Origin of the sequence: Myroides albus (genome assembly GCF_024722315.1) — a bacterium.
In the GTDB taxonomy this organism is placed as follows: Bacteria; Bacteroidota; Bacteroidia; order Flavobacteriales; family Flavobacteriaceae; genus Flavobacterium; species Flavobacterium album_A.
In genome coordinates, this window is record NZ_CP102754.1 from 470105 (window position 1) to 487869 (window position 17765).

At 33.6% G+C, this 17765-nt stretch carries 19 protein-coding genes; 6 read left to right on the forward strand and 13 right to left on the reverse strand.

What is annotated here, in order from left to right:
- The first annotated feature begins 91 nt into the window (after positions 1-91).
- Both NWE55_RS02260 and NWE55_RS02265 read left to right on the forward strand, forming a co-directional pair.
- The gene (locus tag NWE55_RS02260; RefSeq protein WP_258204572.1) at positions 92-1135 is read left to right on the forward strand and encodes an MBL fold metallo-hydrolase; all 1044 of its coding nucleotides are present in this window, start codon (positions 92-94) and stop codon (positions 1133-1135) included.
- 3 nt (positions 1136-1138) lie between these two features.
- Positions 1139-2119 (forward strand): fumarylacetoacetate hydrolase family protein, encoded by a 981-nt coding sequence (locus tag NWE55_RS02265; protein WP_258204573.1) that lies wholly within the window; start codon positions 1139-1141, stop codon positions 2117-2119.
- 348 nt (positions 2120-2467) lie between these two features.
- On the opposite strand, the gene NWE55_RS02270 is transcribed toward NWE55_RS02265, so the two are convergent.
- The 3 genes from NWE55_RS02270 to NWE55_RS02280 form a co-directional block, all read right to left on the reverse strand.
- The gene (locus NWE55_RS02270) at positions 2468-3592 is read right to left on the reverse strand and encodes an FAD-dependent monooxygenase (RefSeq protein ID WP_258204574.1); all 1125 of its coding nucleotides are present in this window, start codon (positions 3590-3592) and stop codon (positions 2468-2470) included.
- 241 nt (positions 3593-3833) lie between these two features.
- Positions 3834-4382, reverse strand: a complete 549-nt coding sequence (locus NWE55_RS02275) for a chromate transporter (RefSeq protein WP_258204575.1) — start codon at positions 4380-4382, stop codon at positions 3834-3836.
- A gap of 2 nt (positions 4383-4384) precedes the next feature.
- Positions 4385-4963 (reverse strand): chromate transporter, encoded by a 579-nt coding sequence (locus NWE55_RS02280; RefSeq protein ID WP_258204576.1) that lies wholly within the window; start codon positions 4961-4963, stop codon positions 4385-4387.
- 170 nt (positions 4964-5133) lie between these two features.
- On the opposite strand from NWE55_RS02280, the gene NWE55_RS02285 reads away from it, so the two are divergent.
- A complete protein-coding gene (locus NWE55_RS02285) occupies positions 5134-5772 on the forward strand; it encodes a CatA-like O-acetyltransferase (protein ID WP_258204577.1) in 639 nt (212 codons plus the stop codon).
- A 65-nt stretch (positions 5773-5837) separates the two neighbouring features.
- Here the strand turns inward: NWE55_RS02285 and NWE55_RS02290 are convergent, their stop codons facing one another.
- The 7 genes from NWE55_RS02290 to NWE55_RS02315 all read right to left on the reverse strand — a co-directional run bounded on the left by NWE55_RS02290 (position 5838) and on the right by NWE55_RS02315 (position 11915).
- Positions 5838-7463: a mechanosensitive ion channel family protein gene (locus NWE55_RS02290; protein ID WP_258204578.1), complete on the reverse strand. Its 1626-nt coding sequence runs from the start codon at positions 7461-7463 to the stop codon at positions 5838-5840.
- 614 nt (positions 7464-8077) lie between these two features.
- Positions 8078-8692, reverse strand: a complete 615-nt coding sequence (locus tag NWE55_RS02295; protein WP_258204579.1) for an Imm25 family immunity protein — start codon at positions 8690-8692, stop codon at positions 8078-8080.
- Between the two features lie 11 nt (positions 8693-8703).
- A complete protein-coding gene (locus tag NWE55_RS02300) occupies positions 8704-9438 on the reverse strand; it encodes an RHS repeat domain-containing protein (RefSeq protein ID WP_308860532.1) in 735 nt (244 codons plus the stop codon).
- A 199-nt stretch (positions 9439-9637) separates the two neighbouring features.
- Entirely contained in the window at positions 9638-10300 is a 663-nt protein-coding gene (locus NWE55_RS02305) for a HEAT repeat domain-containing protein (protein WP_258204581.1), read from the reverse strand.
- 76 nt (positions 10301-10376) lie between these two features.
- A complete protein-coding gene (locus tag NWE55_RS17085; RefSeq protein ID WP_506737388.1) occupies positions 10377-10526 on the reverse strand; it encodes an RHS domain-containing protein in 150 nt (49 codons plus the stop codon).
- Between the two features lie 29 nt (positions 10527-10555).
- On the reverse strand, positions 10556-11188 hold the full coding sequence (locus NWE55_RS02310; protein ID WP_258204582.1) for a DUF8309 domain-containing protein: 633 nt from the start codon (positions 11186-11188) through the stop codon (positions 10556-10558).
- A gap of 4 nt (positions 11189-11192) precedes the next feature.
- Positions 11193-11915, reverse strand: a complete 723-nt coding sequence (locus NWE55_RS02315; protein WP_258204583.1) for an RHS repeat-associated core domain-containing protein — start codon at positions 11913-11915, stop codon at positions 11193-11195.
- 49 nt (positions 11916-11964) lie between these two features.
- On the opposite strand from NWE55_RS02315, the gene tnpA reads away from it, so the two are divergent.
- Genes tnpA through tnpC form a run of 3 tightly spaced genes read left to right on the forward strand, consistent with a single transcriptional unit; the run spans position 11965 to position 14214 of the window.
- On the forward strand, positions 11965-12255 hold the full coding sequence (gene tnpA, locus NWE55_RS02320; protein ID WP_258204220.1) for an IS66 family insertion sequence element accessory protein TnpA: 291 nt from the start codon (positions 11965-11967) through the stop codon (positions 12253-12255).
- Entirely contained in the window at positions 12255-12593 is a 339-nt protein-coding gene (tnpB, locus tag NWE55_RS02325; RefSeq protein WP_258204378.1) for an IS66 family insertion sequence element accessory protein TnpB, read from the forward strand. Before tnpA ends, tnpB begins: the two co-directional genes overlap by 1 nt.
- Positions 12594-12642: 49 nt before the next feature.
- Entirely contained in the window at positions 12643-14214 is a 1572-nt protein-coding gene (gene tnpC, locus NWE55_RS02330) for an IS66 family transposase (protein ID WP_258204584.1), read from the forward strand.
- 324 nt (positions 14215-14538) lie between these two features.
- Here tnpC and NWE55_RS02335 read toward each other — a convergent pair whose 3' ends face one another.
- The 3 genes from NWE55_RS02335 to NWE55_RS02345 all read right to left on the reverse strand — a co-directional run bounded on the left by NWE55_RS02335 (position 14539) and on the right by NWE55_RS02345 (position 17747).
- The gene (locus NWE55_RS02335; protein ID WP_155093292.1) at positions 14539-15300 is read right to left on the reverse strand and encodes a hypothetical protein; all 762 of its coding nucleotides are present in this window, start codon (positions 15298-15300) and stop codon (positions 14539-14541) included.
- Positions 15300-15830 (reverse strand): RHS repeat-associated core domain-containing protein, encoded by a 531-nt coding sequence (locus tag NWE55_RS02340; protein WP_230381573.1) that lies wholly within the window; start codon positions 15828-15830, stop codon positions 15300-15302. The genes NWE55_RS02335 and NWE55_RS02340 overlap by 1 nt, the downstream gene beginning before the upstream one ends.
- Before the next feature lie 1032 nt (positions 15831-16862).
- Complete coding sequence (locus NWE55_RS02345; RefSeq protein ID WP_155093293.1) at positions 16863-17747, reverse strand: hypothetical protein; 885 nt, start codon at positions 17745-17747, stop codon at positions 16863-16865.
- Between the last annotated feature and the right edge of the window lie 18 nt (positions 17748-17765).

A 17765-nucleotide genomic window follows, 5' to 3' on the forward strand; every position in this document is an offset into this window, starting at 1 on the left:
TTAAGAAATGAACATCTATTACTTTTATTTGTTTACAATCAAAAAGTGCTTTATAAATACCTTTACACTATTAATAATTAAAACATTTGCCATGAACAAGAATAGAATTTATACTTCTAAACGTCTTAAAGTAATCGAAATTGATCATAATGTATTTGCCGCCCTTTCGCCTTATCGCGGAATTAGCTGGGCAAATGCAGCCTTTATAAATCGAGGTAAAGGATTGGTTTACGATACGTTTTTTAACTTATTCCACGCATCGGAGTTAAAAGATATTTACACGCAAGTGAGTAATCAAGAGCTGCCACAATATGTTGTAAACTCCCACTACAACAGTGATCATACATGGGGAAATAAAGTGTTTAAGGATTCGTGTATTATCATGCATCACAATGCCAAACAAGAGCGTTTGACCGAAAATATACAATGGATGGACGCTGTTATTAAAAGAGGAAAAGACTCTACTGAATCAACAGCTGGTGAGCGATTCTTTGCAAACGAATTTGAAGGTTTTGACTTAACTGGTGTAGAATGGATCACTCCGGATATAGAGATTAGTAGCAATACCACTATTCATTTAGACACTACAGAAGTACAACTTATAGACGTAGCTCCTTCTCATTCGAATAGTGATGTCCTATTGTGGTTAGAGAAAGAGAGAATCTTATTTGCTGGCGATGTTGTGTTCAATGGATGTACAGCATATAGTGAACAGGGCATTCACAACTGGGTGAAGGTATTAGACTATATCATAAAGGATCTAAAACCTAAATTAGTCGTTCCTGGTCATGGTAGTTTGTGCACTGTGGACTTTGTTGAGGAGCAAAAACAATACTTGACTTTCATCTTAGAACAAGTAGATAAATACTATACCAAAGGGATTACTGCTGAGGAAATCACACGAAAAATTGACATAGCTAAATACTTGCATTGGATACAACCTGAGCGCGTTTATATGAGTATTCTGGCTGTGGTAAAAAGTAAAGAAGAAGGGCACTTTATCCCACAGTGGAACGATATCCCTGCTGTATTAAAAGAGATGAAAATACATTTTGATCAAAAATACAACAACAGCATTCCGACATGGGATCCTTATAGCTCATGGTCTGAGTCACTTAAACTTTTAAATCTATAATCCATGAAGTTCGTAACTTACCAAAACAACAACCAAGCAAGACTTGGCGTGATAAACACCTCAAATACCGCTATCTTAGATCTAAAATCTATAGCCCCGTATAATGTCGCTTTTAATTCTATGCAACACCTGATAGAATCGGGTGATGAGGGATTAGAAACTGTTAGAACGATACTTTCTAATGAAGAAGAATATAAAAGTATTCCTCTTCACACTGTTCAATTACTGGCTCCTATTTTCCCTAAGCGAATACTGGGAACTATGTTTATGAACCCCGATAACCATCTTGCAACTGCTTCCAAAAGACTTGTTGAGCGCATCACTCAAGAGACCAATATGGATAGCAGTGCCTTGACCGAGCAGTTCAACAAAATGACTATGCGAATTAAAAATAGTACAGAAACGCTCTACGAACTGCGCGATCACACTTATATTTCACATACTGGAGAAACTATAGCTACACCATTAGGTACAAGAGAATTAGATTACGAATTGGAAATAGGATGTGTCATCGGTAAGACAGGAAAGGATATTGCAATAGAGCATGCTACCGATTACCTATTTGGATACACCATCTTTAATGATTGGACCTTAAGAGATTTACAGATCAAAAATATTTTAAGTGGAAAAGGTTGGGCAGATAATGCCAAAGATTTTGATCAGTCAGTGACTTTAGGACCGTGCATTGTGACAAAAGACGAAATAGATCTAAACAACTGCACGATGAAAGCCTATGTAAATGGGCAACTGTGGTCTATGGGAAATACGAGTGAACATACACAATCTTTTAAACAAATTATCGTTGGAATAAGTAAAGGAAGAACAATACACGCAGGAGAAGTTTGGAGTTCGGGAACTGTGGGAACTGGGTGTGGTTTAGAATTAGGAAAGAAACTGAGCCACGGTGACATCGTAGAATTAGAAGTAGATGGCATCGGAAAAATAACCAATACAGTCTGTGTAAGCGACTTGCCATCCTTATAGACTGTTATACAAATTGCATTGTGTTTGACAGAAGTAAGCTTATCAAAATGGAATAAGCTTACTTTTGTTTCTTTAAGCAAAGGGATATATTGATTAATTAAAATTTTATCTCCCTATTAAAAAAGAAACTTCACCCAAGAACTACATCTAAGTACTTTATTACCTCATCTTCTGATAAACTAAGATGTAGGTCAAAAAGAAACTTGGAGCAACTGAGGTACAAGATAAAACAGCTTGTGGCTATGCATTATATCTCCACTCTTATCTGAACAGTACATCACTTAAATAACAGGATATCATTCCCAAATAAAACGCAGAAAATAAGGGGGAATGAAAGACTTGCTAAGCTTACACCTTTTGCAATTCAAACATCATACTAATTTGCTTATCCTTTAAAAAAGAAGGAGCTAAGCGAAAAGCCAAATTTCGAACAGAAGTAATCAAGGGATTACTCAACTGAGCTACTTGCCCCATGCGCCAACTATCTCGAACAATCTGAGACACCTTCTTGCGTCGAATAGAAGTAAATCGCTGAAAAGATTCTTCAATAGAATATTTCTCTAATAATTCACTGATTATATACACATCCTCAATCGCCTGACAAGCTCCTTGTCCCAAATTAGGCGTGGTAGCATGTGCAGCATCACCTATTAAACAAACCCTGCCTTTAGACCACTCCTTAATAAGAGGCAAATCATAGATCTTGTTCAAATAGATATCATCATCTGCTGTCTGTACAATCATATCCCTTACCAAAGGATTACAATCCTGTATTAAGGCAGTTAGCTCTTTATGCTTTAAGTATTTATGCTCATTAACTAAGAAATACCAATAAACCTGTCTGCCTTCTAACTTAACGAATCCAAAACGCTCTCCTCTCCCCCAACCTTCTAAAGCGATATTATTATAATCGTCTGAGAGATCATAATCTAACACACCACGCCAACACACCTGTCTGGCATCGCGCAATGGATAGTGGCCAAATAAACCTGAGCGAACTTGTGAGTGAATCCCATCAGCACCTATTACATATTCATGAGTTGTGGTACTTCCATCTGTAAACGATAATGTATACTGAGCATCACTGTTTTTCTCAAGATGTGCAAGACGCTTGTTCAGTAGAATATGTTTCATTCCTACCTCATCCACGAGTACTTTGTGCAAATCACTTCTGTGAATAGCGATATTGGCCAACTGATATTTATCTTCGAATGGAGCTAAGTCTGATTTCGTCAATACATTTAGATCCATATCACTAAGCATAACAGTAGAGATACGGGTTCCCTTCTCACTTAGGAGATCAGATACTCCCAAGTGGCGATAAACCTGCATGGCATTATTAGCAATAGCAATTCCAGCACCGACAGGCTTAATCTCCTTTGTCGATTCATAAACGACAAATGGAATATTTGCTCTTTTAAGGGCAATTGCCATAGTTAACCCTGCTATACCTGCTCCGATTATCGCGATCATAATTCTTGCTGTTTTGAGTATTTACCAAATGGCTAAGATACAAAGACAAGACAAGCATTAAAACAAATTACAAATGCAATTAACTGATAGAAGAACTAAATATTCGATCAGTATAAATTAAAAAAGTTTAAAGAAGATAAGCTTACTCAAAACACAATATCAACCAACAAACACCATAAAAATAAGCATAGTACTGACCTCAATACACTTCCTCAACTAAGGAGCGTGTGTATTGCGCTACCTAATAAATAAACATTCCTAAAAGAGCAGCTGCAAACAAAATCAAAATTGGATGTATTTTAAATCGTATCGAGCAAATAAGTGTCAGTACAAAGAGAATTATACTGATATAATCTATGAAATTCTCTTTATTGACAAGCGTTAAAGCAGCCAAAGCAATCAGTGAAATACTCAACGGTTTGATCCCTAAAAGAGCGTAGGAGAAATATCTATTCGTACGAAATTTAAAGTAGAAATAAGAGATAAAACAAATCATTATAAAGGAAGGTAAACACAGCGCTATTGTAGCCACTACCGCTCCTAAAACAGCAAGTGGCGTCGAATATCCTTGATTAATCAAAGCACTATAGCCCACGTATGTCGCCGAGTTTATACCTATCGGACCAGGAGTCATCTGTGAAACAGCTACCAAATCCGTAAATTCACTCTTCGAAATCCATTGATTCTTATCGACTACTTCTTCTTGTATAAAAGATAGCATGGCATATCCCCCTCCAAATCCAAAAGTACCGATCTTGATAAATACCCAAAAAATCTTCAAAAATATCATACCTAACTCTTTATACTTTGGTGATACAAAATACCTGCTACACATCCCATAATGATAATCCAAACTGGAGATACACCTCCCACCCACATTAACAATAAGGCTATAGTGGGCAAAATAAGTGTCTTCACTGTCATTTTATTCATCTTTATTGCCGTATAACACGGTGCTGCTATCAGTGCGACTACTACAGGTCTTAAGGCTTTAAAAGCTTTAGCAACATAGATATTCTCCTGAAAACGACTAAAGAAAACAGCTATGAGTAATATAATTACAAAAGGAGCCAATATTGTACCTAAGGCGGCTAATAGTCCACCTTTTATTCCCGCTATTTTAAAACCTACTAAAGCAGCAATATTAGTGGCAAAAACGCCAGGCAATGATTCTGTAATAGCCAGAAGCTCATAAAACTCATCTTGACTCAACCACTGTCTTGAAACAATGTCCTTTTCTATTAAAGGGATAACGGCATATCCTCCGCCTATGGTAAAAACTCCTATTTTAGTAAATAAATAAAACAACTTGAAAAGCATAAATACGATTGTATAACTGAGGTCAATATTCAAAAAAACAAGATACAACATCTAACCTTTTTCTCCTTTAACATAAGTAAATTAATCACCTTGACTCATCAGTTTATACAGGTTCTACATTAATATGACATCCACAAACGTTACAGGAACTACAGTTGAATTAGGACTGCTCTTTTCTATAGTGAATAACCTTATCTTTGCTGCTATCAAACACTATTAAAATGAGTTATAAAGTATTCGACATAAGCACTTGGAATAGAAAAGAGCACTATAATTTTTACAAAAATCAAGTAAGGTGTAGTTTTAGTTTAAGTACAAAAATTAATATCACTGAGCTAATCTCTTTTACCAAAAGTAAACAACACAAGTTTTACCCCGTAATTATTCACTTACTAGCCAAAGCAGTAAACACTCATCCTGAATTCAGATTTGCAATTAAAGATGGTGAATTGATTCTTTGGGAGACATTGAATCCAAGTTACACAGTACTCCACCCAGAGACAGAAACCTTTTCTGAGTTTACTTCGTTGTATTGCGATGATCTCAACACTTTCATGGAACACTACAACTCAGTAGAACTCGAAAACAAAGGGAATTATAATATGTTTGCTCAACAGCGTCTCGAAAACACTTTTAATATCTCTATGCTACCTTGGGTTAGTTTTGATGGTTTTAATTTAAACCTACCTGACCTCGGAGATTACTTTGCTCCTATTTTTACCTTAGGAAAATACTACACTGACAATTCAAAAATCCTAATGCCTATCTCCATTCAAGTGCACCATGCTACTTGTGATGGCTTACACGTAGCCAAATTCATAAACACCTTACAAGAACTATGTGATACAATAGGCCGATAATGAAATAAAAAAAGCACTGCTATAGTATATAACAGTGCTTTTGCATTTATAATCAGTATATCCTTCTATTTCGTTTCGGGTTGTTCCTTCACATACTTCGGAGGAACAGTTGAATCTTCTCCATCTACAATTCTATTAAAGCTATAGTGAGGAGCTACCATTTCGATATTATTCTCTGCAAATACATCTTGTGCATGCTGACGCAAATCAGAATATACCTTTGCTGATAACTTAGCCTCTCTGATATACACATTCAATTGATAATCGACATAAAAGTCTCTGAATTGATCCTGTAATATAAAAGGCTTCTGACGTTTCAAGACGTTTTCAGTTCTATTAGCTACCTCGTATAGCATCTCGTGTACCTTTTGCCAAGGCACGTGATAACCCGCTCCAATGGTCAAGTATAAAATCAAACCGTGTTCTTTAGCTGACTGAGAGTAATTCACTGTTTGAGCAGTCATTATATTCGAATTAGGTATAGTAATAACCTCATTCTTTGGCGTTTTGATTCTCGTTACTAATGCCGTTTTTTCTAATACATCCCCTGTAAATTCCCCTAATTTAATACGATCTCCTAACTTAAAAGGTCTCATATAAGTTATGACTAATCCTGCTACCAAGTTTCCAATAACTGAAGTAGACCCCAGTGATAACATAATACCAGCAAATACCGAAACCCCCTGGAATATCTGAGAATCTGAATTAGGTAAATACGGAAAAATCAAGATAAACATAAAAATGAACAATAGTCCACTTACTAAGTTATAAGTCGGAAATGCCCAATCGGGATAAAATCCTTTGATCGTAATCTTATTATGAGCTATCTTGTCAGCTAATGACCTTACAAATTTCTGTATATATCTAAAAATAACTACGATAACTAATATCGTAAATAGTTTTGGCATATAAGATATTACACTCTTTCCTGCTACACTTAGTGGAGATAAGACGTAATCTAAAAGCTGATCTGATAGGTGCTTAGTATATGGAAATAATTTAAATACTGCCAATAATCCAAAGTATAGAAATATCAATACAATTAATATTTTTACAGCTTTTGCTATAGACATTGTTGTGAGCATAGCTCTTTGATCGTCTATGATGCCAAAAAGTCCTTTTATCTTCTTTCCTCTCTGTCTCCAGATAGCAACACGAGATCTGCGGTAAACATAGCGTATTCCTTTTAAAATAAAATACTCAATGACTACAATTAGAATTGCTCCTGCTACTTGCATTAATATCTGTTGCCAACTTGTGTTGTGCAACTTCATTTCTACACTGGAGACAATTTTTGCCTTGTAAAACTCAGCAGCTTCCAATTTACTCTTGTGCTCTTGAGCAGCCTGGAGCGTATCGACACTCATGATAACTTCTTTCTTATAGACAAGATTCAAATAAGTACCTGTATCTACTAATTTAATTGAATCACCTTGAAACAAATAGTTATCAGCAAGTATATCGATTTTTTGCTCAATTGATCGAGCGCGTTGTTTTGATGTAAAAGACCCAATATTTCCATAGACATTAAACAGTGTGTCACCATATGAAATAACGGGAGTATACTCCATGGTATAGGAGTCTGTATGTATTGTATCAACCGCTTGTCTTTGTGCAGTATCTTCAAATTTTGCCCATGCTGAACACGTCAGAAATAAGGCTGTACATAAGATAAAAAAACGAGTCCTCATCGTAGATAATAATCTAAAAAATAAAAGTAAATGTAAACAAAATTTACAAAAACTATACCGATTGTATCATATCGATTAATTAGCTGTTCGTATTTTCTATAGTCTAAACCAAAGTATCTCACAGTTAGACATTTTACATCCTATACATAGATTCATATAAAAACGATAATCATTTTATATGTAGCCGACAGAGAGATGAAACACTGTATTTCATCTTTAGTCTTGTAAGCCTACTACAGAAGGGACATGATAACCAGCATCTCCGACGTTAATTTCCCCTCCTTTTAATCCAAAAATATCTACCTAAATATTTACATCCTTTAAATATGAATAAAAATTATTCATCAAATCTGAACATAATAAGAATTATTTGTCGAATTTAGAGGTGTCCTAAAATGGGGAAGCCTACAATTGTGCTAACTTTCTATCTAAATACGCTAAAATAAAAAATATGAATCTTTGCCAAAGTTGTGGTATACCGCTAAAATTAGATGAATTGAAAGGTCACTGATCCTCAAATATGGATAGAGAAATAAAATCCATTTAGGTAAACAAAAAAGGGCTGTATCTAGTCAGTCCATAGGTACACCCTCTTTTATTTATAAAAACTTTTGTTACATAGAATAGAGATAACAAAAATCCCAAATCATATTAATTGTTTCTTTTAAACCAATTCTATTAAAAAAAGATTTCATATCATCATTTGTTATATTATTATATAAAGCTTCTATAAATGGTTGACATTTCTTTTTATCTTTTAGAATACTTTTATCATAATTAATACTCTCTAAAACTAAATGATAAAAAGGTATTATGTAACTAGTATATACATCATATCTAGTATTTAATATAGAAGGATTTATTAGTTCTTTTTTTGATGCATAAACTAAAGACTCTAAAACTCCGGATTCTATAATATTAGTAATTTTCTTTTGACAATTCAAAAAGAAGTTTTTATCAAGCATTTGACTATAATCAATTTTAATTTCAATATGAGCGGATAAACTATCTAGCCCATCATCTGGTCGATCAATAGGTCCTACCCATAATGTGGTTTCTAATGCCCCATTATTTTTATGAATTCGTGCAATGATATAACAATAAAAATCATCTTCAAGGTGTTTTGTTAGTGCAACCAATTCATTATACCACAACTTTTTAGGGCATTTAAAATTATATTTTTTAATTAAGTTGTCAAAGTCGTTAACAACATTATGAAAATCTGACATATTTATTTTTTTTAATGTGAGTGTGGATAATTTTTACCATGACTTCTAGTGATTCCATTATCATCCATTTTCTTTAAAAACTCTTTCATATCAAGAGCTTCTGTAGGATCATGATCAAAATGCCAATGAGGATTAGCTTTTCCACTTAATTTATTTGCTATATCTTTATCTAATTGTTTATTCATTCTTTCTAATGATTCTTTTGTTCTAGGACCTTTTGAAAAATTGTCTGATTTAAATTCGATATCTTTACCATCTACATATTTATCATAATTTCTACCTCCTATAGACCTTCCCTTATTTTCTACACCAAAAATTTCATCTGCCCTTTTATCATGCCACATTTTAGCCCAATTAAGCCAACCTCTTCCTTCACCAGCCAACCCAAAAACATCCAACCATCCATTCACATCATGTACATACCCATATAGTACCATACCTCCTATAATACCAATAGGGTCTTGTGAAATATACATACCTATCTTAGGGTCATAATACCTAAAGCGGTTATACGCTAACTGAGTCTCCTTATCATAGTACTGACCTTGGTATAAAAATGGTACAAAATCATTATTACCCTTAATACATCTCCCATAGATATCCAGTTCACGATGCCAAACTTCCTTATCTTCCTTATCATAAGCATACGTAGGAATGCCCAAGTAATCTGATACAATACTAAAACTCTCCCCACCTACAATCTTACCACAAGGTACAAAAGAATTTACTTCGTACGTATGCCCCAAGCAACTGCATATTTTATAAGCAACTGTCACTATACTAGTTAGCCTCCCATTTAAATGGGATTACTCCTGGTAATTCAAAACCAGCAATATAACTAGTCATATAACCACTAGGATCTGATTTATTATATCGCATATATAAAACAAAAGACTTAACTGTAATAGTTAAGTCTTTTGTTATGTAATTAATCCATTCTTCACCTTACTCAGAATATACTTTCTTACCTTTTCTAACTTTTTCAATTAGATTATGTCTTTTTCCTAAATACTCATCTTTAGAACATTCTTCTATAAAATTAATAATTTTAGGATCTTTTCTATCCCACTTAGACATTGCAGATAACAAATACTCCCTTGGATCAAAACTTCCAACCTCATGCTGTTCTTTTATAAGAGATTTTTTTAAATTAACTGCATCAATAAGTGTATACATATCTTCTTTTTCAGGAATAATATCGTCAAACGCCAATACTGCTAAAGCTCCTGAAAGAACAGATAAATTACCTTCTTTTAATAATTTCAATATTGGAGAAATATCTTTAATAGATTTTCTATTAATTCTCACATATGCTAAAGCTACTTCATGCGTAATCATATCATCTACCTGGTTTTCTTCTAGAATACGCTCTAAATGAGGTAAAACGTTTTTATACTTAATTTTACCCAAAGCTTTTATCATTATACACTGTGTTTCCCAAGCTTTTAAATTCTTACTTTCTTTCAGATATGCTTGATATAATGAATCACCAAGGTCAACTATTCCAAAATCACCTATCAATTTAGCAGCTTTTCTTCTTTCAGGTGCTTTGGAAGATTCTAATAATAATTTTAAATCTTCAATACTTTCTTTTAGAACTTTTGCCATATATCTTCTTTATTTTTTCTAAACATACTTTCATTAATATGCATTTCTGGTAAGGCTTTTAGACTTGGATCTATTTCTAAAATTTTTTTAACCGGACCTTACCTAGGCTGTATAACTCTACATACCATGTACTTAGTCCTTCCTCGTCATACATCTGAGTAGGAGTACCTAAGTGGTCTACTAAGATACTATGTTTTTTTGCTTTTTTTATCTTGGTACATGGCACAAAGCCACCTTGTTCAAATCTATATTAACTTATATTGGTAATGCTAACCATTCCTCTTCTGTAATTTTTCCCGAAATTATTTTCAAATACACTTCATACTCGATAGGTATATCTCTATTAAAAATTAAATCTTTTAATGGATCTACATTCTTTCCGATCTTATAACATAAATAAAGACGTTCATTGAATTCAGCATATATTCTGATATTCGTTACTTCATATTTATCAATAATATCATTATCATTAAAGGCAACCTTTTGTACAATAGGTCTATCAAAATTACTTCTATCTTTAATATCATCATAAATTAAATTTTCTCCTAATCCTAATAAAAGAACTTCGATTTCATTTTTTGTGTTTTCAAAAATGATTCTTTTGTTTGAAATATGATCAGAAATCAACCAATATTTCGGTAAGTTTAAAGGAAGCTCTATTTTAAATTTTAAATTAGTAATTGTACTCTTTTGTATAAACTGTCTTGTAACAGGTACACAGCACAATACTTCTAAATTTGATAAATCTGATTCTTCCCAGTTCTCATCAAATCTAAAATTATTATAGACTACTAAATATATATTTAATGTCATTTGTGCTAAGACATAAAGTCCTTTCCTTGTCTCTATACTAATAAACTTCCCTTCTTTCCAAACTATTCTCGCCATATTTTTATTTTTTAATTTTTGAACAACCTCCTGTGCCAGACTGTTTTTCTTGTAAGTGAGTATCTGCTACCTTTCTATAGTCATTTTTTTTCCCGTTTCCTTCACCGACAGGATTTTGTTTATTTGCCACTTTTGTTTTATCATTACCATTATTTGCTAAATCTACTTCATAATAATGTTGTTCTAATCCTCGTGTCGTATTTTTTCCAATTTCATCTAATCCATAATATTCAGCTACAGGAGAAACTCCTCCAAAATCCTTGAAATCATTATTATAACGATATGCTATTATCTCTGCAGGTTTCAAATTCATATCTTTCGGTGCACTTGCATAACCTGTATAAGGTTTAGGTACTCCGTCTACAATTTTAGTTCCCTTATAAGTGACATGTGCTCTGTCTTTCCCTGTTTTTACATCAAGCCCAAAAGGATCAATCCATAAACTAATGTCATGTACATACCCATACAACGTCGGGTTACCACCAGAAAGACCTATAGGGTCTTGTGAAATATACATACCTATCTTAGGGTCATAATATCTAAAACGGTTATAGGCTAACTGAGTCTCCTTACCATAGTACTGCCCCTGATATCGAAACGGACAGTCTGTCCGCTTGTCAAGTTTCATATCGATACGTTCGTAGATATCTAACACACCATGCCAAACTAGCTCTCCTGTAGCATCACACATATACTCAAGTGTAAGTATCCACGCGAGCAACCACATATTTCATAAGCTAACTTAAGGTAGTAAGTTTGTTTCAAATAATAAATAGATGAGCAAACAAGAAATAATGTATTCTCATGTAGAGGATTGGAGAACAAGTGGATTAACGCAATCAAGATACTGTGAAAGTGTAGGAATTAAATTAGCAACCTTTAGTTATTGGGTGGTTAAGTATAAGGCAAAGTCAGAGTCAACACAATTAGACAATAATTTTATAACTGTGACAAAAGACCAAGTAAGCAATAGTCAAGAATATGAAATCGTATATCCCAATGGTGTAAAGCTACGTGTACAAACAGACAATCTTAGCGAACTATATTCATTAGTAAACTTAGTATAATGTTTAGTTTGAGTAGTTCTAATCAATTTCATTTGTATAGACAAGCTTGTGATATGCGCAAGAGTTTTGATAGCCTTTGTGGACTTGTCCAGAATGAACTTCATCAAGTAGCTCATAACGGGAGAGTCTATATATTTATCAATAGACGCTGTAATCAAATGAAGCTCTTGCATTGGGAAGCAGGAGGCTTTGTACTATACCACAAACGCTTAGAACAAGGAACTTTTGCTTTTCCCACCCATAGTAAAGCTCAAATAAGTTGGAGTGATTTAGTACTGATGGTAGAGGGAATCCAGGTTATCAAAAGTAACCAAAAAAGGCGTTTTTCATTGAAGTAAAACAGGTTAAAACCTTGTATATTTAAGGCTTTTGACGTATTTTTACTTCATGGAAATAGACTTAGAAAACTTATCGAAAGAACAACTTTTGGCGCTTATAAAAAAGCAGTCCAAGACTATTTCCAAACAAGACAAAGTAAATACTAAGTTAGAGCAAAAGACATCTAAGTTAGAGCAAAAGACATCTAAGCTAGAACAAGAAAAGCAAGAACTCCAACGCTTAGTAGATCTTTTACGACGCATGCAATTTGGACAAAAACGCGAGCGTTTCGAAGACCCTAATCAAACACAGTTACCTTTAGAGGTTCAGCAAGCAGTCTTAGAAGAACAAGAAGAAGTAATCAAACAAGAGATCACTTATTCTCGTCAGAAGAAAAAACATCCAGGAAGAGCTAAACTACCTGATCATTTACCAGTAGAAGAAATAGAAATCTACCCAGAGGGAGATTTATCTGATAAGATTTGCATTGGTAAAGAAACTACAGATGTGTTAGATTATGTTCCAGGTTACTTTAAAATCAAACGGTACATCCGATATAAATACGCCACGAAAGATAAAGACAACACTCAAATTAGTATTGCATTGCTTCCAGAGCGAATTATAGATAAAGGAATACCTTCAGAAGGATTATTATCTACAATACTTGTTGACAAGTATGTAGATCACCTTCCACTATATCGCCAGAAGCAACGCTTTTCAAGAGAAAATATCGATATAGCTTCTTCTACTATAGATGGCTGGGCAACTCAAAGCATGGATGCTTTAAAACCACTATATGAAAAGCTTCTGCTGGACATCAAAAATGAAGGATATCTTCAAGTTGATGAAACCACCATCAAAGTCTTAGATGAGAAAAAGAAAGATAAATCTCATCTTGGGTATTATTGGGTGTATCACGCACCTATATCCAAACTCGTAATGTTCAATTACAGTCCCACACGTAGTGGTAGCGCTGCACTACCTGTATTAGAAAACTTCAAAGGATATCTGCAAACCGATGGTTATAGCGGATACAAAGCCTATGGAGCTAAGTCAGATGTAACGCATCTTGGTTGTTGGGCACATGCTCGTCGTGAGTTTGAAAGAGCTCTTGACAATGATAAGACAAAAGCACAGCATGTACTTATAGAAATACAGAAACTATATGCTGTGGAAAAAAAGGCGAAGGAACAAAACTTAACACCTGATCAAATCAAAGAGCTTCGTCTAAAAGAGAGTTTACCTATCATCAATGAATTGGGTAAATATATGTTTGTTCAAATGAAACTTACACTTCCTAAAAGTCAAATAGGCAAGGCCTTTGCTTACTCTCAAACTAGATGGGATAATCTTAGTGCGTACTTATATGATGGAAATCTACAGATTGACAATAATCTTGTAGAAAACGCTATTAGACCTGTAGCGCTTGGTCGTAAAAATTACTTGTTCGCAGGATCACACGATGCAGCGCAAAGAGCAGCGATGGCTTATACCTTTTTTGCTAACTGCAAAAAACACGATGTTAATCCATATCAATGGCTTAAATATGTTCTAGAAAATATTCAATCTATCAATCATAAGAATATTACAGATTTATATCCTCATAACTATAAAAAGGCAATCTCTGACGCTGTAGAATAATTTTTATACCTCACAAGATGTACTTGCTAGGGTGGATACATTGGAGCGAAGTTACCTTCTTCAAATACCCAAGTGATAATTTCGTCCGCAATAGCCTTATACAAAAAAACCTAAGAAAGATTAACTCTCTTAGGTTTTTTGTATAATTATTAATACTTCAAAGCTGTCATTTGTTTTTAAATATACATCTAAAAACTCTTTGATAGGATATATTTCTGATTCATAACATAACTCTTCTATTTTTTTTACATCCAATGTAAAAATCATGCAACTCGAAAAAACGAATCCTTTTAAATTAAAACAATGTACAAATATTATCTAATATTAATTCTCTTTTTTAAATTTATTCGAATTAATGTAAACATTCGGTAGAGCTTCTAAAACAAGTTCTAATTCCTTCTTTTTCAACGTTATATTTACTTGTTTTAGATTTTTTAATTTTTTTAAAACTTCTATACTGCTCATAATATTTAGGTTAGGGCAAAACGAAACATCCAGAAATATCAAATTATGCTCTTCTGTTAAAAAATCTAGATTTACCAATGTTTTGCTATTATCCAAATTCAAAAACAATAAATTTTTCAATACTTTAATATCATCAAAGTTATTAAATTTTGGTGTTCTATATATAGTTAAGTCTTTTAGGTCTATTAGTTTAGACAACCCTTCTATCTCAGTCATTTTTGGCATAGTATCTATAAAAAGCATCTCTAAATTCGGCTTAGTAATTACTTTTTCACATTTTCTACAAGCTACAAGACTTATTTTTTTTACGTCTCCTTCAAGCTTAGTACAATCTATAATTTCTGATTTATCTCCAAATAAATTAACAAAAAACTCACTAACAACTGTCTCCAAACTTGCAGCTAAATAAGGGTATAGATTATTGCGTTGTTCTCTATACTTATAATTTAAAATAACTCTAATATTCATAATTTCATTATACCCTATTTCTCTACTAAAAGCAGGAAGTATACTATCAAGTGAATAAATAATAGGTAAGTCTAGAAATTCTTTCACCTTTTCTTGGTCAAAGAAATCATAGTTAGTGTGATTCTTAATAAAGTCATTATAAATTGTTACCATTAATCAAAATATTTATCATTAAAATTTATTTTCCCATTTGGAGCATACTTTTTCCACTTTTGGGGACTTACTGCTCTAGTTCTTGTAGATTTATTAGCCAATGGAACACCGTCTGCATCAAATCCAATTTTTTGCTGTTCAAAGAATCTTCTTGCTCCTTTATCAGATCTATTACCAGTATTTACTGGTGTAAACTCAACTGTATTTCCTGCAGGAAGCATTCCTGTTCCAACATGATCATTCATTCTAGATTGAAAATCATTTGTAGAACCTCCATATGTATTACCATTCTTATCATTAAATGAATATACTCCTCCTCCTTCAGGTGCATTTGCCCCCGTATTAACTTCTTGATTTGTAGGTGTACCAGTTGTTGGCTCTTGACAATTAAGTCCAAACACATCTAACCAATTATTCGGATCCACTACATACCCATACAGCGTAGGGTTACCACCTGCAAGACCTATCGGGTCTTGTGAGATATAATTCCCATCCTCAGGGTCGTAGTAACGGAATCGGTTATATGCCAGTCCAGTTTAACTCCCTCTTTATTATTTTAAATTAAGGAGTCGTTGAATGCTGAAGCATTTCACTATCCAGTGTCTGACCTTGATAAAGGTAGTTACAAAATCTCTAAACTTCGCATAGAAAACCAATAGTTTACTCTCTCTTTTTTGTTTTACTCTTGGAGGTGTTCCATTGAGATTTAACTTCTGAAACTGTATTTCTATTCTCCCTTTATCTATGAAATTATATATTAATCCCAGATTACGCGATAGACATATAAACGAAAAGTAATTATACAAAATAGCTCTGAATTAGTGAGTGAAGCATACTATAGTATGGTTTTATAACTAATGAAAGAGATATGAAATAGAATTGCTTTATAGTATTTGGCTAATGCGTAATCCAGGATAATTATAGTTAAGTAAACCTTAAACACACGACTTCTATCTCCCCTAAATCTATGATCTAATATTACCTATATCTCCTACTTTTGCTTAAAAAACACAAAACACCTCATTACCACCAACTTAACACACATTCAACTTATTTCGACATTTTACAAAACAGCTTCTGAGGCCACTAAATATGGACGTTGTTCAAAGATTGTAGGAGGTTTGTTCGGAGATTGTTCGGATATAGTGCGGAAAACAGGGCTTTTACCCAACAATATCCGAACAATCTTCCAATAAGACGTTTACAAGGGAACCTTCGACACTAAACTAAAGGGATCTTATTTATCTCTCATAGAGAATAGAGCAAATGCAAAATTAGAAGTAATCAATTAACAAAATCAAAGAGTTACAATAAGCATGAAATGATACCATTCCAAACTAACTTGTTGTTTATGTAGTTAACTCAATATTCACTCTAAGTTAAAAGCAATAGCTAACAAGAAGTCAAGTGCAACAATATGTAGTTGACAAATCTTCTGGTTAAGTGGCATTTCATAATTTGCAAATTAGGACATATTTACAAGATAAATATTAGCGATATTGTACTCCTAAACAAAAAAGCATGGATACTGAACCCATGCTTATCGTTTTTATATTACTATTCTATAACGCAATCTCACTATTCGCTATTTCGTTCAACAAAACAACCATTGCTGGAGTTGTACTCTTCTCGACATTAGCTATAAAGTGTTCTTTTTCACCAATGAGAATCATATCTTCTTTGCTCCCCATTCTGGCTGGGTTATCCTTTATTTCTTCCCATGTACTCGAAACGCATTCTTCCATTAAGTCGCGACTTGTAATACCTGTAGGAGTAATCACCAATCCATAAGGTGAGGCCAAAAGCGGCTTCATGACTACACCGTACAAAACATCTGCAACATGGTACTTATCCATAAACTTTACAAAGTTTTTCTTATTATCTTCAAATGGCTTTAATTCGCTTTTAATTCCCAACTCCATTATCCTACCCTTGATTGTTGTTGCTTTTTTAACTTCGTCAGGCAAAATATTAAGGCTCTGAATTTCAGGCAAAATGATTTGGATAACTTCACGCAAAGCTACTTGCATGGCTTTCAGCTGTTCTTTTGGTATATCAAGTTTAAACTTTACAGTAAAGTCATTCCATACTTTGTTAAAGAGTTCCTTCGCATCTTGGTTTTGAGTAAACTGATATCCCAAAGCCCCTGTATTTCTTCCTACAAATGAAACATCACCTTGTACCAACACTCTTAAATTTGTTACTATAAAACCAATACTATGGCGCTTACCTACAACTGGTATTTTCAAGTGCATTCCAACATAGCTATATACATACTCATCTGGGAGAGCCCCAACAGGTTGTAAAATCTGCTCAATAGCTAATTTGATAATGTGAGAGTTGTCCTCCCATTTTGGATGTTCTATATTAGAAACCATCAAAATCTCTTGTATTGTAACCGAAGAAGAATCCAGGTATTCTTTTAATTTTCGCTCAATATTTTGCATAGTATGTTAATTTTAACA

What these genes read in the sequence shown, in the direction of transcription:
- NWE55_RS02260 (WP_258204572.1), top strand. Translation starts at nt 92, where the DNA reads ATGAACAAGAATAGAATTTATACTTCTAAACGTCTTAAAGTAATCGAA.
- NWE55_RS02265 (WP_258204573.1), top strand. Translation starts at nt 1,139, where the DNA reads ATGAAGTTCGTAACTTACCAAAACAACAACCAAGCAAGACTTGGCGTG.
- NWE55_RS02270 (WP_258204574.1), bottom strand. Translation starts at nt 3,592, where the DNA reads ATGATCGCGATAATCGGAGCAGGTATAGCAGGGTTAACTATGGCAATT.
- NWE55_RS02275 (WP_258204575.1), bottom strand. Translation starts at nt 4,382, where the DNA reads ATGATATTTTTGAAGATTTTTTGGGTATTTATCAAGATCGGTACTTTT.
- NWE55_RS02280 (WP_258204576.1), bottom strand. Translation starts at nt 4,963, where the DNA reads ATGTTGTATCTTGTTTTTTTGAATATTGACCTCAGTTATACAATCGTA.
- NWE55_RS02285 (WP_258204577.1), top strand. Translation starts at nt 5,134, where the DNA reads ATGAGTTATAAAGTATTCGACATAAGCACTTGGAATAGAAAAGAGCAC.
- NWE55_RS02290 (WP_258204578.1), bottom strand. Translation starts at nt 7,463, where the DNA reads ATGAGGACTCGTTTTTTTATCTTATGTACAGCCTTATTTCTGACGTGT.
- NWE55_RS02295 (WP_258204579.1), bottom strand. Translation starts at nt 8,692, where the DNA reads ATGTCAGATTTTCATAATGTTGTTAACGACTTTGACAACTTAATTAAA.
- NWE55_RS02305 (WP_258204581.1), bottom strand. Translation starts at nt 10,300, where the DNA reads ATGGCAAAAGTTCTAAAAGAAAGTATTGAAGATTTAAAATTATTATTA.
- NWE55_RS02310 (WP_258204582.1), bottom strand. Translation starts at nt 11,188, where the DNA reads ATGGCGAGAATAGTTTGGAAAGAAGGGAAGTTTATTAGTATAGAGACA.
- NWE55_RS02315 (WP_258204583.1), bottom strand. Translation starts at nt 11,915, where the DNA reads ATGTGGTTGCTCGCGTGGATACTTACACTTGAGTATATGTGTGATGCT.
- tnpA (WP_258204220.1), top strand. Translation starts at nt 11,965, where the DNA reads ATGAGCAAACAAGAAATAATGTATTCTCATGTAGAGGATTGGAGAACA.
- tnpB (WP_258204378.1), top strand. Translation starts at nt 12,255, where the DNA reads ATGTTTAGTTTGAGTAGTTCTAATCAATTTCATTTGTATAGACAAGCT.
- tnpC (WP_258204584.1), top strand. Translation starts at nt 12,643, where the DNA reads ATGGAAATAGACTTAGAAAACTTATCGAAAGAACAACTTTTGGCGCTT.
- NWE55_RS02335 (WP_155093292.1), bottom strand. Translation starts at nt 15,300, where the DNA reads ATGGTAACAATTTATAATGACTTTATTAAGAATCACACTAACTATGAT.
- NWE55_RS02345 (WP_155093293.1), bottom strand. Translation starts at nt 17,747, where the DNA reads ATGCAAAATATTGAGCGAAAATTAAAAGAATACCTGGATTCTTCTTCG.